General features: G+C 31.1%; 16 protein-coding genes and 1 pseudogene. 9 read left to right on the forward strand and 8 right to left on the reverse strand.

Annotated features, from left to right (window positions below):
• Positions 1–8: 8 nt before the first annotated feature.
• Entirely contained in the window at positions 9–2474 is a 2466-nt protein-coding gene (locus ES044_RS05025) for a DUF5686 and carboxypeptidase regulatory-like domain-containing protein (RefSeq protein WP_147118254.1), read from the reverse strand.
• A 441-nt stretch (positions 2475–2915) separates the two neighbouring features.
• On the opposite strand from ES044_RS05025, the gene ES044_RS05030 reads away from it, so the two are divergent.
• Complete coding sequence (locus tag ES044_RS05030) at positions 2916–3869, forward strand: tRNA dihydrouridine synthase (RefSeq protein ID WP_147118255.1); 954 nt, start codon at positions 2916–2918, stop codon at positions 3867–3869.
• Position 3870: 1 nt separating this feature from the next.
• Here ES044_RS05030 and ES044_RS05035 read toward each other — a convergent pair whose 3' ends face one another.
• Entirely contained in the window at positions 3871–4848 is a 978-nt protein-coding gene (locus ES044_RS05035; RefSeq protein ID WP_147118256.1) for an endonuclease/exonuclease/phosphatase family protein, read from the reverse strand.
• 713 nt (positions 4849–5561) lie between these two features.
• Between ES044_RS05035 and ES044_RS05040 the strand changes: the two genes are divergently transcribed.
• Positions 5562–5966, forward strand: a complete 405-nt coding sequence (locus ES044_RS05040) for a hypothetical protein (RefSeq protein ID WP_147118257.1) — start codon at positions 5562–5564, stop codon at positions 5964–5966.
• 441 nt (positions 5967–6407) lie between these two features.
• Here ES044_RS05040 and ES044_RS05045 read toward each other — a convergent pair whose 3' ends face one another.
• From ES044_RS05045 to ES044_RS05060, 4 genes and pseudogenes are all read right to left on the reverse strand, one after another.
• Positions 6408–6923, reverse strand: a complete 516-nt coding sequence (locus ES044_RS05045) for a gamma carbonic anhydrase family protein (protein ID WP_147118258.1) — start codon at positions 6921–6923, stop codon at positions 6408–6410.
• A 192-nt stretch (positions 6924–7115) separates the two neighbouring features.
• Positions 7116–7655: pseudogene (locus ES044_RS05050) on the reverse strand (LytR/AlgR family response regulator transcription factor); the annotation flags it as partial.
• A 158-nt stretch (positions 7656–7813) separates the two neighbouring features.
• Entirely contained in the window at positions 7814–8641 is an 828-nt protein-coding gene (locus tag ES044_RS05055) for a glucosaminidase domain-containing protein (protein ID WP_147118259.1), read from the reverse strand.
• On the reverse strand, positions 8638–9597 hold the full coding sequence (locus ES044_RS05060; protein WP_189663190.1) for a 1-aminocyclopropane-1-carboxylate deaminase/D-cysteine desulfhydrase: 960 nt from the start codon (positions 9595–9597) through the stop codon (positions 8638–8640). Before ES044_RS05060 ends, ES044_RS05055 begins: the two co-directional genes overlap by 4 nt.
• Before the next feature lie 570 nt (positions 9598–10167).
• Between ES044_RS05060 and ES044_RS05065 the strand changes: the two genes are divergently transcribed.
• The 6 genes from ES044_RS05065 (at position 10168) to ES044_RS05090 (ending at position 12939) form a co-directional block, all read left to right on the forward strand.
• Positions 10168–10458 (forward strand): hypothetical protein, encoded by a 291-nt coding sequence (locus ES044_RS05065; protein WP_147186930.1) that lies wholly within the window; start codon positions 10168–10170, stop codon positions 10456–10458.
• A 41-nt stretch (positions 10459–10499) separates the two neighbouring features.
• Positions 10500–10718, forward strand: coding sequence for a hypothetical protein (locus ES044_RS05070; RefSeq protein WP_147118261.1), 219 nt, complete (start codon positions 10500–10502; stop codon positions 10716–10718).
• 26 nt (positions 10719–10744) lie between these two features.
• Positions 10745–10942 (forward strand): hypothetical protein, encoded by a 198-nt coding sequence (locus ES044_RS05075; protein WP_147118262.1) that lies wholly within the window; start codon positions 10745–10747, stop codon positions 10940–10942.
• 156 nt (positions 10943–11098) lie between these two features.
• On the forward strand, positions 11099–11383 hold the full coding sequence (locus ES044_RS05080; protein ID WP_223269119.1) for an acyloxyacyl hydrolase: 285 nt from the start codon (positions 11099–11101) through the stop codon (positions 11381–11383).
• A 290-nt stretch (positions 11384–11673) separates the two neighbouring features.
• Positions 11674–12123 (forward strand): hypothetical protein, encoded by a 450-nt coding sequence (locus ES044_RS05085; protein WP_147118264.1) that lies wholly within the window; start codon positions 11674–11676, stop codon positions 12121–12123.
• Positions 12124–12549: 426 nt separating this feature from the next.
• A complete protein-coding gene (locus tag ES044_RS05090; RefSeq protein WP_147118265.1) occupies positions 12550–12939 on the forward strand; it encodes a hypothetical protein in 390 nt (129 codons plus the stop codon).
• Positions 12940–13134: 195 nt separating this feature from the next.
• Here ES044_RS05090 and ES044_RS05095 read toward each other — a convergent pair whose 3' ends face one another.
• A complete protein-coding gene (locus ES044_RS05095; RefSeq protein ID WP_147118266.1) occupies positions 13135–15051 on the reverse strand; it encodes an ABC-F family ATP-binding cassette domain-containing protein in 1917 nt (638 codons plus the stop codon).
• A 53-nt stretch (positions 15052–15104) separates the two neighbouring features.
• On the opposite strand from ES044_RS05095, the gene ES044_RS05100 reads away from it, so the two are divergent.
• Positions 15105–15497 carry a DUF983 domain-containing protein gene (locus ES044_RS05100; protein WP_147118267.1) on the forward strand — a complete coding sequence of 131 codons (393 nt, stop codon included), beginning with the start codon at positions 15105–15107 and terminating at the stop codon, positions 15495–15497.
• Here ES044_RS05100 and ES044_RS05105 read toward each other — a convergent pair.
• The gene (locus ES044_RS05105) at positions 15481–16521 is read right to left on the reverse strand and encodes an NAD(P)/FAD-dependent oxidoreductase (protein ID WP_147118268.1); all 1041 of its coding nucleotides are present in this window, start codon (positions 16519–16521) and stop codon (positions 15481–15483) included. The two genes, ES044_RS05100 and ES044_RS05105, sit on opposite strands and share 17 nt — an antisense overlap.
• Between the last annotated feature and the right edge of the window lie 51 nt (positions 16522–16572).

The raw sequence follows: 16572 nt of genomic DNA on the forward strand, positions 1-16572 counted from the left end.
AAAAATAGTTAAAACAAACTTGCTCTAAACACAAATCCGGTTTCTTTTACATCCCCATAACGCGCACTTACGTATTCAAAACGTAAAAAGCGATACTTACCAAAACCTAAATTTGCCAAACCGATAGAATATTCTGTGTAAGGATTCTTATCCGCCATAAACAAAGCTTTTCCGCCAGCAACTAAATGCAAACTTAACTTATTTAATAACGGAACTTTACCTAAAAGCGCACCTTTAAAATTATGCTCTAAATGCATTTCTGCATACCGATCATTGGTATAATATTTATAATATTCTAACAAATTGAAACTATTTAGTTCTCTATCGATAGGAAACCATAATTGGTTTCCGTTGGCTTGTAAATTATCCATAAAAGCAATATCCTTCTTTTCTGCAAAAATTCCTCCCCGAATCGTATAGGAAAAATCGCCATAATTACCCGCTTGTATGTCTTGCTTTATATTTGCAGTAAATAAATCTGAATTTAAATCGGAGTTCTCTGCACCAAATCTTTTTCTATAGTTTACGCTCACTGTTGGGTAGGTATCACTTCCTTCATTTGATTTCCTATCGGGATACGACAAGTATTTTTGCCTAAACACAAAAGTAGCGCCTATATTTAAAGATGCAATTGTATGTTCTTCAAAGGCACCATTTGTAAAATCTGTTTGATCTAGCGGATTGTTAGATGTATATCCAGTATCGTTTTGTTTTGCAAAAGAATAATCTGTTGTATTAAAAAGAGGCGTCCTTTTTGCATATTCTAAAGAAGATTCAACATAAAAACCATTTCTAATTTCTTCTGAATACCGAACCTCCGTAAAGGTTTTTTCGTAAATTTTCATATAATTGTTTCTGTAAAACAAAGAAGCAATGGTATTATTCAATTTAAAAATGGGTTCTCTCTCATTAAACTGCGGTGTTATTGTGCCGCCAGAAATAGTTAATCTCGGTTTCGAAAAATTATCCCATTTTTTGGTAAAAGAAAACGTTGGTCTTACTCTTTTATCAGAAAAGCCATAATTCGCAATTATACTTGCAGTCCACCATTTTCCTTCTTCATTAATTTGTTCAAAATAGCTAAAACCCGCAGAGGCATTAATTCCTTGAACAGTATTAAACCCAGTTCTTACCAAAGGACCGTTGTAAGAAAAAGAGTTGTTTTTATAAGAATTTCTATGCGTATATCCTTTTAACGGATCTAACCATCCAAATTTATTTCCTTTTGCATCTAAGGAATCCAAATATTTTTTAGATTTTCTAATGACCTTAATACTATCTTTTACACTATAATCTGTAATTTCTTCTTCGGTAAGTGGCACTGGTCGTAAGGTGTTCCAGAAAGCAACATCTTTTTTTGTAGCATTTTCTTCAAAAGACAACACCTCGTTTGTAAAGGTAGTTTCTGTAAAATTAGGCTCAAAGTTATAATCTGAATACACGTAAGAAAATTTTCCGTTTGGCTTAAAACCAAAAAACTTAATATCAAAATCTATCGTTTGACTTATTAAAACCCATCCTGCTATTTCATCAGCATAATTATAACTTTGTTTTAACTTTAAAGAATTTACAATCGGTATGTTTACTTGCGCCCCGGTTGTGGTAACATCTACCCCGTACAAAGCCCAATCATCTTCTACAATGTATATAAATCCGTCAAAAACCCGATCATTTTTTCGTTTCGGAATTAATTTTATTTTGTTAATCAGCTTCTCATTCTTCTCATAAAAAGTACCCACTAATTTATAATTGTAATAACTAAAGGCATTTGTAGAAATTGGCGAAACCAAATCGTTAAAAACAGCTAAACTATTTTCATACAAATCTAAATTAGAATCTTCTGCTCTATTAAAACTGATACCGTTATCTTGACCCGATACTTTAGACGCCACTATTTTTTCTTTGAATTGTTTTGGTTTTTTTTGAAAAGAAATATTAGAGAATGTTTCTGATAAATAAATGATACCGGTTCTGGTTGAATCTAAACCCCCACCAAAATCTCCTGTACTTCGTCCTAAAAAACTCTCTGGCGCATCTTTAATTCTTGTTAAACCACGCGAATAAAATTTAGCCGTATAATTAGAAAATTTATCTGTGTTCTTCTCTTTGTTAGCAATTACATTTCTAATAATTCTATTGGCTGGGTTGTCTTTTGTTGAAATAGAGATCTCATCTAGTTTAATATTTTCTTCCTCTAAAATTGCATTCAATTCGAAAGGAAAAGAAGTAATATTGATTTCTTTTTTTAAGGTTTTAAAACCTAAAAATTGAAAAACTACGGTGTGAGTTCCTTTTTTATTTAGTTCTAAAACATAATCACCATTATCGTTAGAGGTAGTTCCAGTAACCGTTTTGTCTAGATAAACACTTACAAAAGAAAGTGGTTCGCCTTCTTTATCTGTAATTTTCCCTTTTACTTGGGCAATCGTAATAGTTGAAATAAAAAGCAATAATAACACCGTAATATTTTTCATAAGTAAATTTTAATTCAACAGGAAACATAAAGTTTCTTAAAAAACTATAGAATATTAATTTGTGAAACAACCCATACTTGTTTCTTACTTTATAAGACGTACAAATAGTAAAATACTTGCTTCTTATTCTTTATTTTTCGATAAAAGTAAGATAAACCTTGAATAGAGAATCGTTTTTAACCGTTAAATTTAAAAGTAAAAAACAAGATTATTTACAAATACAATGCCATAACTCTTAAAAAGAATAGAGAAACTACAAACCCAAAAGAATACCATAAAACATTTATATTTGTAAGCGATTAATGATTATTTTTCGGGCTTATTAAAATCATTCATTAAAGAATAAAAACGTTAAGAGCGCATACAGCTAAAACGTTTTTAATCAACCAACAAAACAAAAAAAAACAAATTCTTAAAGCTATTCATTGCTATCCATTTTTCATGAACCAGACGCTCTTATCATCTCCTTTACAAGGTTTCACAGATTATAAATTTAGAAACGCCTTTAACCATTTCTTTGGAGGTATTGATACTTTTTATTCGCCCTACATTCGGCTTAACGGAAAGTTGGTGATTAAAAATTCGTATCAAAAAGATATACTTTTAGAAAATAATACAACACTCGAAGTAATTCCTCAAATTATTACCAATGATGTTGATGAATTTTTATTCGTTTCTAACTATGTGCAAGAATTAGGGTATAAAGAATTAAATTGGAATTTAGGTTGCCCGTATCCGATGGTTACAAAAAGAGGAATGGGTTCTGGGCTCATTAGCGATGCCGAAAAAATAAATAGTATTCTTCATAAAGTTCATAACGAATCTGATATTACTGTTTCTATGAAAATGAGAATGGGCTATGATACTCCTGAAGAAATTTTAGGTGTTTTACCCATTTTAGACCGTTACCCTCTAAAAAATATTGCCATTCATGCAAGAATAGGAAAACAGCTGTATAAAGGAGGAACTAATTTAGAAGCATTTCAAAAATGTTTAGATAATAGTAAACATAAAATGTATTATAATGGCGATATTACTTCCGTTGCCGCTTTTAAAAAACTACAAAAACGCTTTACATCGATAGACCATTGGATGATTGGCAGAGGCTTAATTGCCGATCCTTTTTTACCAAGTATGATTAAAGCGAACACCACAGAATATCCTAAAAATAGATATGACGTCTTTAATGAATTTCACGACCGTATTTATCAAGAATATGATGCTGCACTTTCTGGCCCTACTCCTATTAAAATGAAAATGCTTGGTTTTTGGGAGTACTTTTCTCAAAGTTTTTCAAATCCGCAGAAAACGTTCAAGAAAATTAAAAAGGCACAAAATGCCAAGATGTATGAAAATGCTGTAAGAGAAATTTTTAAAGAAGCTAAAAATGGCTAATTTACTTCAATCTAAACTCCATAAAAACAGGCAAATGATCTGAAGCTTGTTCAAAATCATTTAACACTTTTCCTGAAATATATTCAATAGAATTTTTGGTGTAAAAAATATAATCTATGCGTTCATAAGGATTTTTGGCATCAAAAGTATTTTCGATATTTGAAAGATCGAAAGCCGCATTTCCAACTCCTTTCATTTCAAATAACTCTTTTATGACTGTATTTTTATTTGTGGCACTTGCATTAAAATCGCCTAATAAAATAGTAGGATACACCTCTTTAAATTGGTTAAAAAGTTTTAAAACTTCTTTAAATTGCTTTGCTCTTGTCGCTGTGTCAAAAGCTTCTAAATGAATATTAATTACCATTACATCTTTGCCATTTAAAACAACTTTTACAATTTGAGCTAGACGATCTAAATAAAAAGCATCTCTATGAAAAGGCGAATCTGCAACTCTTGGCAACACAATTCTTTGTTGTTCTTTTAAAGGATATTTACTAATAATCGATTGCCCAGAAACCACTTTACCAAAATGCATCGATATAGGCCAATACGGAAAAGGCAAATAACGCTCATCCCAATTAATCGTTTTTGCTCTAAACGGATACCCTAAATTAGCAATTTGTTCTTCTTGATTTACATGATAACTTCTTGATGCATTATAATCTATTTCTTGAAAAGCAATAATATCTGGAGCACTTTTTTTGGTCTCTTTTAAAACTTTTTGTAAATTTTTATCAAATAATTCTTTCGGTTTTGCAATTGGCAGATTGTTTGTCATGCCACTTAAATAACCAATATTATAGGTTACAATGCTAAATATTGAATCCTTTACAGGCAGCACATTGCTATTTACAATGGTTAGTTTCGCATACTCTTTTTCTTCTAAAGTTGATGAGGATGCCCAAAAAAAGAAAATGATAAAGGCAATGAGCAACAGTAAAAAAAATTGAGAAAATTGTTTTAAGAAACGTTTCATAAATGTATGTTTTATACTTTCTTTAGAAAATTACAATCTTATTTTTTAAACAGAAGTATCTATTTTCTTTTCCGTATTACAACACTTTAAAGCTACTCCTTTTTTTGTCAAGAAAAACCTTCTTATTGTTTATTCTTTTGTAAACTTTAAAAAAAGCTACTTCTAAAACGCTTTGCAAGAAATAGACTTTCATAGAATTATAAAGGTCGTTCTATTCTTTTTTATTGTGTACAACTTAAACAAAGAACTTAAAATTAGGTTTAAATACATAATGTATTACCAAAGAAGTCTTTAAAACCTCTAAAAGAACAAGGTTTTAAAGCGTTTCTATTTGCTGTAGCTCTCTAAAAATAGTGGCTTCCACTTTTTTTGGGTGGTAAAAATCTTGTTTTTCTATCATTTTTTTTGACATAAAACGAGCAGTCATCATTCTCATTATTTTTTTTAGAATTAACTTTGTTATTCACAGACTAATTTAAATTAGAAGCTTAAACCAGTTTAATTTAATAGTGACGTGCAAATAAATTGAATTATTTTTTCATTAAATGAAATATAATTAGCATAGCATCGTTACGCTAATTATTTTTGATGAAAAGTAAATAAAAAAAACGATTTATTACGGCATTATAAGGCTAATTTGGTATTAAACCTTCTCTGTCTGCGGTAGTCAAAGACAAAGTAGTATAAAATACAATTTAACAAAAAATCTATTTATGAAAAAAACAGTAAGTATCCTCTTTTTAGTATTCGCTTTTACCTTTGCTGCCCAAGCACAAAAAGAGGGTATCAAATTAAAAGCTGAACAGTTGTTAAAAGAAATGACAACCGCATTAAGTTTAACTGAAGAGCAACAATATAAAATTAAACCCTTATTAATGGCGCAAGTTATCGATAGAAAACAAGTATCTGAAAAGAAAAAAGAGCTAAAAGAATCTGGCAAAAAAGCATCTGTAGCTGCTCTTAAAAAAATGAAAGAAGAAAAAATAGCAAAAAAAATCGCTATGAATTCTAAAATGGCAACTATTTTAAATAAAGAGCAATTTGCAAAGTTTGAAATGATTGCAAAAGAGAAAAAAAAGAATGCCAAAATAAAAAACGACCAAAAGAAAACAAATTAATAGTGGTTCGTTCGTTTGTACTTACAACTCGAATTCTTTATTGAATTCGAGTTTTTTTTTACGCTTTAAAGTACTGTTAAAAAACTAGGAATCAAACAAATGAACCACCTAAAGGCAGAGCCATCAAGGTGTCAAAAAAATAACCTTTTCATATTTCGACACATGGCGTCGAGATATGAAGACAAAATTCTGCTAAAGAACCGACTAGGTAGGCAGGTTCAACTTACAATTTTAAAATTAAGTTTCACGAATAAAGACCTGATTTTATAATACTCTCTTAACAAAACCCTATTTCAATGAAGAAATCGGTTTTTTTTGTTTTATGATAAATTTGCGTTAGCGATTGAACGGCTTGTTTGAGCTCTTTTTCTTGTGCTAAATGAAATTTAGCACAAGAAAAAAGCGAGTAGTGAAAGCGCGACCTTGTGTAACGCCCAAATATTATTCTTTAAACCAACTAGAATATTTTACATAATTATTCGCAATTCGGTCTATTTCTCCAGAAATTAATTCTTGAGAGATATCTTTTACTTTTTTAGCCGGCACGCCTGCATAAATACTTCCGCTTTCTACTCTTGTATTTTTAGTAACCACGGCACCTGCGGCAATAATTGAGTTCGATTCTATGATACAATCGTCCATAATAATACTGCCCATACCAATTAAAACATTGTCGTGAATTGTGCAACCGTGAACAATGGCATTGTGCCCAATAGAAACGTTATTGCCAATGGTTGTTGGCGATTTTTGATAGGTAGCGTGAATTACCGCGCCATCTTGAATATTTACTTTATTCCCTATTTTTATATAATGAACATCGCCTCGAATCACGGCATTATACCAAATACTGCATTCTTTACCCAATGAAACTTCACCAAGAATTGTTGCGTTTTCTGCTACAAAACAGTCTTCTGGTATTTGTGGATGTTTACCGTTCACGGTTTTTATAATTGGCATACTTATTTATTTTAAGGTTAAATTTATGTTAGATTGAAAATTTTAAAAATATAGAAAATAAAATCATCTCGATACAAATTTGATGAAAAATCAAATTCACTCGATGTGACAGACTCTAATTAACAAAATTCTAGCATATAAGTTTACTTCTTGAGTTAATTTTGACAGAAACAGGAATGGTAAAATGGCGTTTTATTTAAAATAAGACAACAAATTACTCTTTTGCGAATCAGAAACCAATATTTCTTTTCCGTTCGAAACTATAACACTTCCGCCTTTTCCCTTTTTGTACTTGGTAATTGCGTTTACATTTAACAGATGTGATTTATGAATTCTTGCAAACGAATACCCCTTTGATGCTTCTTGAAAATACTTTACCGTTTTGCTTACCAATTTTTTTGAATTCGCTAAATGAATTTCGGTATAATTATCGTCTGCTTTGCAGAAAACAATATCATTAATGTTTAAAACTTCAAAACCATCTAATTGCGGAATGGAAATTTTTCCTGTCGCTGAATTTGTTTTTAGCAATAGTATTTGGTGTTGTAATTAATGCTCTTTTTACTTAATTTCTGCAACAATATTTACGGCTTTCATCAACTCATCATTAGAAATTGGTTTTAACAAATAATAACTTGCATGACTGTTCAACGCTTCTATGGCATATTGGTTATTGGCGGTTACAAAAATAGTCTCAAAAGTTATATCTTCTACTTTTTCTAACAAATCAAAAATGGTATTTGCAAAAAAGCTGTTGAGTTTCAAAAAATAAAAGTTACCTCCTCTATTTTTGTGAAATTTAAAATAAAATAACCTTTTTAATTTAGTTAAACACAGTTTAAATGCGCTGTGATTCCTTTTATTCTAAAACCTATATAAGTTTATAAATTCTATTGTAGTACTAATTTCTGCCCGATAACAATCGTATTATCCTTTAGATTATTGAGCTTTTTTAGTGCATTCACAGAAATATTGAATTTTCGACTCACCGCATATAAAGTATCGCCTTTTTTAACCTCGTAATAGCTAGCGGTTAAAGAAGTAGTTTCTTCACCGTCTCTATTAGGTGCCTCGTAAATAAAATCCTTCTTTTTTACTTTATCGAACTCGTGCAATTTATAATCTCTAATAATTTTCAATAATTTTGCTGGGTACCTTGTATCGGTTGCATAACCTGCTTTGCGCAAACCATACGCCCATTTTTTATAGTCTCTTATATGATACTCAAACAAAAAAGCATACCGTTTTCTTTGGGTTAAGAATAAAGAATGATCGTGGTAAGAAGTTTCTGGATATTGATATTTTCTAAAGCATTCTCCTTTTTCATCATCGTCATGATAAACCCTTTCACCCGTCCATTGTGTATGGCATTTTATTCCAAAATGATTGTTAGATTTTAGTGCTAAAACGCTTCTACCTTTTCCAGATTCTAAAATTCCTTGCGCTAAAGTAATACTAGCCGGAATTTTATATTCGTGCATTTCTCTCACTGCAATTGATGCGTATTTTCTTATATAAGCGAGTGTATACGAATTTAATGCCGGATTTTTCTTGGCTAATTTTCGGGTAATTTCTTTTTCATCAACAGAAGGTAGGTCTTCTGGTTTTGGCTCTGCAAGGACAACTCCTGAATTTTTTTTCTGAACCACCCTTTTTTTTGAGCCACAACTGGCCAAAAAGAGTATTGCACATAAAAAAACCAAAAATCTTAACTTCATGCTATATTAATTAATTGTTGCCCGTCATTTTTTAATTTTTTATTGATTCCTTCAATTCCTTGCATTCCTCCTGTATGAATTGCCAAAATACGACTTCCTTCTGCAAACTTGTCTTTTTTGATTAAATCTAAAACCCCAAACATCATTTTAGCCGTATAAACAGGATCTAACAAAACATTTGTTTCCGTTTTAAAATCATTAATAAACTGAATTAATTCTTCGTTATACTTGGCATAGCCTCCAAAATGATACTCCTTTTGTAAGCTCCAATTTTTTCTTTTAATCGTATATTTTTTAATTTCTTCGGATAAAAAATTTCCTTTTAAAGCAGGAAACCCAATTACTTTTTGTTGTTTACCTAAAGAATTAATCAAACCAGAAATCGTTCCGCCTGTGCCTAATGCCGCACAAACAAAATTAAATTTCTTGTCTTCTTTTGTTAAAATTTCTTCACAACCTTGTATTGCTAATATATTTGTTCCGCCCTCAGGAATTAAGTAGAAATCTCCCCATTTATTTTTTAGTTTCTCTATGAAACCAAAAGAAGTTTTTTGCCTGTAGTCTTCTCTAGAAACAAATTGTAACTTCATTCCGTTATTATGAGCCTCTCTTAAAGTAGCATTTTGTTCTATGGTTTCCGTTAAGCTTTTTCCTAACTCCTCTCCTCTTATAATTCCAAAAGTTTTAAAGCCTGCTAATTTACCAGCCACTGCAGTTGCTGCAATATGGTTAGAGTATGCACCCCCAAAGGTAAGTAACGCTTTCTTTTTTAGTTTTTTAGCCTCTTCAAGATTATATTTTAATTTCCTAAATTTGTTTCCCGAAACAAAAGGGTGAATTAAATCTTCTCTCTTTAAAAAGAGCTCAACTTTTTTCTCTTCTAAAATTGGAAGAAAAATTTGTTGGTTTTCGCTGGTAATAGCCTCGTTAAAAAAGGTAATGTCTGTCTTGATCAAAAAAATATTTTTATATAGAGAGCAAAAATATATAAAGTTTAGTATTAAATCTATTTTTAACTACTTTTAGATGCTATTCTCTTTAAATTATCTGTGCAATATTCTATTAATTTTAATACTTCAACAATAAATAACAACAACATAAAGTTTATATCTTTAAGGCTGTGTTGAACAAATAGCCGCTTTATAGTTTCATGTTCTAAAACACCGCTTAATTTCGATAACTTGATTCCCCTGTTTGTTCATGTTTATTCTTGTAATTCTGTTGCTAGCAATTTCATCGTTATTTGCAGTACTAACTTTCGTTACGTTTTATTTAGCATCGAGCAAGAACCAACATCAATGTACTATAAATATTTATTATACTTTTAAAATAACAATGAGATGAAGACAAACTTAAAAATCTTTATTGTCCTTATAGCATTACTACTCCTCAACTCTTGCGAAAAAGATGACTCAACACCCAAACCAAAAGTATTTCTGTACATAAAATAATGTGTTTAGGTGCATCGCGAGAAAACGAAAAACAGACCAAACCCTGAGAGTTTTAGATTCAAACTTTGGAAAGACTTGATTGAGAGCAATTGCGTATTTGACTTTATAGGAACGCAGTCTGACGAAGCTTTTTATCCAACATTTACCAAACGTACTTTTGATATTGACCATGAAGGAAGAAGCGGTTGGACTTCTGGAGAGATTTTAAATATCATTACCAATTCGCTTAATCAAACAGGAACGCCAGATATTGTTCTTTATAGCGCACCCGTTGGGAATGATGCCCTACAAAATTTACCTTATGAACAAGCGATATTAAATATAAAAGCAATCGTTACTGCTTTAAAAATGCAAATCCGAACGTAACAATAATCCTTGAACAATTAGCTCCGGCGAGATCTGATGCAATGACTCCTGAATTAACCACTTATTTTAATCAATTAAAACAAGATGTACTAACAATTGCATCTGAAAACGCTACAACTTCATCACAAAATATTCCTGTAAATATGTTCACAGGCTTTACAGATCGTTTGTTAGCAGATGATGTTCATTATAATAAAGCTATCGCTAATTTTATAGCCAGTCGATTTTATAAGGTGCTTCAAAATATATTAGAAGAATAAATATTAGTGTCAGCAAAAAAAAATCTATGAAACATATAGCAATAGCCCTTATTCTTTTTATTTCCGTACATATTCATTCTCAAGATAAGCAGTGGGCAGCCATCCTAGGTATTGATGAAGGCGGAATTATTTTAATAGATCAAAATAGTTTTATAGGTGTTATTGGAGCTGCTACAATATCTTATGGACTTATAAAATATGTTTTAGGGATGATAAAGATTTGAATTATTACCAAGTAAGGGCAAGTGCTTTTGGCACACAAGGAGGCACTGTAATCATAGATAATTTTGGAATTGAAAAAAGACTTGCACCTTGGTTTGGGTTTAGAAATCAATAATCAATAATGGCTTTATGAAGGAAATAATGGAGCAGGAATTGGCATCAACTCCTACTATAGATGGCATTTATTTGGTAACAAAAAATTTAGTCCTTACCTAGAATATGGCGCCGGGTTTTTCTACGGATTTAGTGAATTTCCGCCTAACGGAACAAATTTCACCTTTAATAGTACTACCCAAGTGGGTGTAGAATATACATTTGACAATAAAAATAAATTACGCCTTAGTTATGGTCATATTCATCAATCAAATAATGAACTATTAGACCCAAACCCTGGTGAAGACGGAAACGGTTTTAAGATCACTTATTTATGGTTTTGGAAATAACTCAAAAACTCGTTAGCTAAAATTTAACATCCTAAAGTCGTACAAGATAAACCCTTGAATTAATCGGGAATATGACTCTCAATACGCTGCTATAGTTACGGGAAACCCTATTGAACCAGTTCAAGTTTTTAATAATGGGATGACTTTACAAGAATATTTAAAAACGGCACCCTTTGGATAAATTATGCAGAAGGCACCCATGAAATAAATCTTTTGTAAAAACTAGTACAATTTAAAGCAACCATTTGGCCATTTTTACATCTACTTAATAGAACCAAAACGACTAAACAATGAAAACATTAATTTTAATATTAGCAGTTGGACTATTTTTCTCCTGTGAAGAAAATGAAAACCTACCTCAAAGCAAATTAACAGTAGTAACCTCTCTAGAGAGTCAAACTGGTATTTCTTATTCAGAAAGCATTGGCAACAGGAATGAATTAAAGAATAAAAATGGCAACTCATACGTGTACCATACAAAGTTTGCTTCATGGCTAGGAGAAGATAGTATAACAGAAGTAACGATAATCGATGGTATTGTTATTTCGAGGGTTTATGAACATTTTAAAACAAATGAAACAAACGGCCGAGTTGAAATAATTGACTCTTATTCTGAAACAACATCAAATCTAGGAGTTCATGAAAAAGGCGCAGTACCAATAACAATTGATGCACTATACAGCACTTGTGCAAGTGACTATTTAACGGTTGATGTTCAAAATAATACTATTATACTTTGAAACTGGATTAAATGTCTTAATGACTTTGTGTGGCTTTGTTCCGGATGGATGCCAAGACGATTGTTATGAAGGCATACGTATTCATAGTTTTGATTGGATTTAATAGAAATATACCCTGAAAATGTGGACTTATCTAGAAAATTTCTTGACTGCTTTTTAAATCTTATATTCAGAAACTAAAGAGAACATTTCTAGAAAATTTTGATCAAAAACTATCAAGTTTAATCTAAAACCAGAAAAGCTATGTAATTCTTTAGTTTGTAAAAACCGAATCTTGTCCATGTCAATTTAAAAAACTAAATTTAAGCATTACGAATTTAAGTCATTAAAATAACCTTAATATTCAAGATGATGTTTAAAATTTAAAGACAACTCCTTTTACTTTCAGTATCAATTTTTCTGTTTTCTTGCCAAGCAGATAACAGCTTGCCCGAAACATCTTCTTATTCAAAAAAGATTATCGGAGAATGGCAACAGGTTCAAACTTTTAATATTTTAGATGCGTCAGCAACTCCTGCAACTTATGATTGGTTTGAAGTAGCAGATGGCTTTATCTTACAATTGTTTGAGAATAGTACGTTTAAGTATACAATATTTAAAGAATGTTTTACGGGCAACTATATCTATAATGACAATTTAGCTCAAATTGAGTTTAACTTTGACTGCCAAATTAATTTTTACGGAAAATCTGTTACAAAAATAACAGCCTCTTTTGCGGAAGATCCTTCAGACAATAATCAATTATTTTTAATGCATGCCTTGGGCCCTGAAATTTGTGAAACAGCCTGTAATAGTATCCTTAAAAGAAAAGAATAATTTCTGTTGACAATAGTAATTTTAGCAGAATAATTTAATTGAAAATTAAACACAAATTATAACAATTCAATAAAATTAAGCTATTTTTAGGTATCCAAAACTCTTTATAAACCTAAAAAAGTATCTATAATGATTGTTAAGATTTTCATTATAGATACTTTTAGGATGCAATAGGTTTAAGATTTTACCGCTTGTTTAGAAACTAGAAATTTGCCCTTCAACCTTTTCCCAATCTTCCATTAACGCATCTACTTTTGCTTTCTTTACTTTGTATTTCTCAAAAAAGTTAGGTCTTGCCGAAACCTCGTCATAATTTTTTGCGAGTTCTAAATCTATTTTTTCGATTTCTTTTTCTAAATCAGCAATATCAGATTCTATTCCTGATAATTTATTATTTAGTTTTTTTAAATCTTTTTCTTGGTCTCTAGAAAGCTGTTTTTTTTCACTTTTAGAAGTATCTTTTTGCTCTTTTATGACCGTTCTCTTTTCAGCTTCACGCAGATTTTCCATCTTGTGCTGCTCTAAGAAATAATCAATATCACCTAAATACTCTCTAATTTCTTTGTCTTTAAATCCGTATACAGATGATGTTAATCCTTGTAAAAACTCTCTATCGTGAGAAACTACAATTAAAGTTCCTATAAACTGATTTAAAGCCTCTTTTAAAACTGTTTTTGAAGCAATATCTAAATGATTTGTTGGCTCATCCATAATCAAAACATTAAAGGGCTTCAACATCAACTTACATAAAGCCAATCTATTTCTCTCACCTCCAGAAAGCACTTTTGCTTTTTTATCTGCAGCGTCACCACTAAATAAGAAAGAACCCAACATGTCTCTAACGCGCATTCTATTAGAATCTGTTGCCGCATCTTCCATGATTTCTAGAACCGTTTTTTCTGGTGGTAAATATTCTGATTGGTTTTGAGCAAAATAACCAACCTCTACGTTATGACCTAGTTTTAGAAACCCTTCAAACGGAATTTCTCCAACCATCATTTTAGCTAACGTCGATTTTCCTTGTCCGTTTTGCCCCACAAAAGCAATCTTACTATTTCTTTCGATGAGTAAATCTACGCCCTCTAAAACATGTTTTTCACCATATCTTTTGCTTAAATTTTCTGCTTCAACAATAATTTTACCAGGCTCTTTAGAAATTGCAAAACGCACATTCATCGATGCATTATCATCTTGATCAACCTCTATCAGCTCAACTTTATCTAGCTGCTTCATTAAAGATTGCGCCATAGAAGCTTTACTTGCCTTTGCCTTAAACTTGTTGATTAAGTGTTGCTTCTGCTTAATTTCTTTCTCTTGATTTTTTTGCGCCTGTAATTGCTTTTCCTTAATCTCTCCTCTTAACAATAAGAACTCAGAATACGGTTTTTTATAATCGTAAATCTGCCCTAAAGAAATTTCAATAGTTCTATTCGTTACGTTGTCTAAAAACATTTTATCATGAGAAACCAATACAATGGCACCAGAATAGCCTTTTAAAAAGTTCTCTAACCAAATTATAGATTCAATATCTAAGTGGTTTGTTGGCTCATCTAACAGTAAAATATCGTTGTTCTGTAATAGCAGTTTTGCGAGCTCAATACGCATTCTCCAACCTCCAGAAAAAGTATCTGTAAGTTTATCAAAATCATCTCTTTGAAAACCTAAACCGAGTAAGATTTTCTCTGTATCTCCTTGATAATTATAACCTCCTAAAAGCTCATAACGCTCTGTTTGATCTGTTAAATCGATAATTAACTGGCTGTAAGCTTCACTTTCATAGTCCGTTCTTTCTACCAATTGTTTATTAATATCGTCAAGTTGTAACTCAATTTTCTTAATTTCTTCAAACGCTTGGTACGCTTCCTCTAAAATTGTTCTTCCTTCTACAAAATCTATATCTTGTCGTAAAAACCCAATTTCTACATCTTTGTCAAAAGCCATAGAACCAGCACTGCTCTCTATATCTTTAGACAACACTTTTAAAAGCGTAGATTTTCCTGCCCCATTTTTTCCAATCAATCCAATTCTATCTCCTTTATTCAGTTTAAAAGTGATTCCTTGAAACAACTCAGTTCCCATAAAGGAAACTGTTAAGTTATGTACGTTTAACATAAATTTTGCGTATATTTATAGATTGCAAAACTACTTAAAAAATAAAGTTTATCATGTTTAAAAAAGGAACAAAATTATACAGTATTGCAAACGGTAAATGTCCTAAATGTCATGAGGGAGTTTTTTTCGCGAATAGCTTCACTTTTAATCCTTCTAAAGTTACTAAAATCCATTCACATTGTTCTAAATGTAATTTAAAATACATGCTAGAGCCTTCATTTTTTTACGGAGCTATGTATGTAAATTACGGCATTACGGTGGCAATTTCTATTACCGTTTTTGTAATTACAAAATTAGGACTACACTTAAACTTATTAGAATCTTTTTTAAGTGTGCTTGCTGCCCTACTTATTTTAGCGCCTGTAAATTTAAGATTAGCAAGAATTATCTGGATTAATATGTTTGTTTCATTTGATAAAAATGCTTCACTTACAAAAAACGTTTAATATCTGTTTCTGCATCTAGCTCACCCTCTCTTTCTATATGATTAAAGAGCTCTTTAGCAACAGTTGGTGCAATCATAACCCCACGAGTGCCTAAACCATTTAAAATAGCTAAATTTCTATATTCTTGATGAATACCCACTAAAGGTCTTCTGTCTTTTACAGCGGGTCTTATTCCGGCAGTTTGATCTACAATTGTATACGGAACATCAATTACCTTTTTTAAATTCTCGACCAATTCTTGTTTGCCTTCTTCTGACGGATTTGAAGTTTTATCTTTATGATTAAAAGTTGCACCTACTTTATACATTTCACCTCCCAACGGCATTACGAATAAGGTGGATTTTAAGATAAAATCGATTTTAAGTGCTGGCGCGTGAATAATAATCGATTCGCCTTTTACTTCTTCTAAAGGCAAATCTTTAAAATAAGGATTCTCTTTTACACCAAAGCCTTCTGCAAACAGAATTTTACTGGCTTTTATATCTTTGTATTGAATTGCATTTTGGTTAAAAGTAATTTCTGAATGCTTAAATTGCTCAAATAAAATCCAACCATTTTCTTTTAAATAGCTTCTGTATGTTTCAATTAAATGAAGTGTGTCTATTCTACCTGCCTCCTTTACATTGCCATACTGATAGTTTTCTAGAACCCCCTTGTACTTTTGGGTGTCTAAAGTAGCCTCTAAAAAGGGTGCAACTTTTGGTTTATCAAAGGCCGAAAACCAATTATTTTGATCTCCTACAGATTTAAAAACTTTTTTAATTACAAACTTTTTATCAAATTGTGTCTTAAATTTTGTTTCTAATTTTTCATAGAAAGGAAGTGCAACTGCTAGTTGTTCTCTCGCATTCCAAACGGGCGAAAATCTTTTTAAAATAACCGGATTGTAAACACCACCTGCTACTAAAGAAGATGTTTGAGAATTGTTTTCAAAAACAACAAATGTTTTTTTTGCCTCCAATAATTCTTCTACAAAAGCTAAACCTGCCAAACCTAAACCAACAATAATGTAATCTACTTTCATGCTGCAAAAATAATTAAGTTTTCTTGAAAATTGATGGTTTTCGAAAACTTT

It is taken from the genome of Polaribacter sp. IC066 (assembly GCF_007997085.1).
Classification (GTDB): Bacteria; Bacteroidota; Bacteroidia; order Flavobacteriales; family Flavobacteriaceae; genus Polaribacter.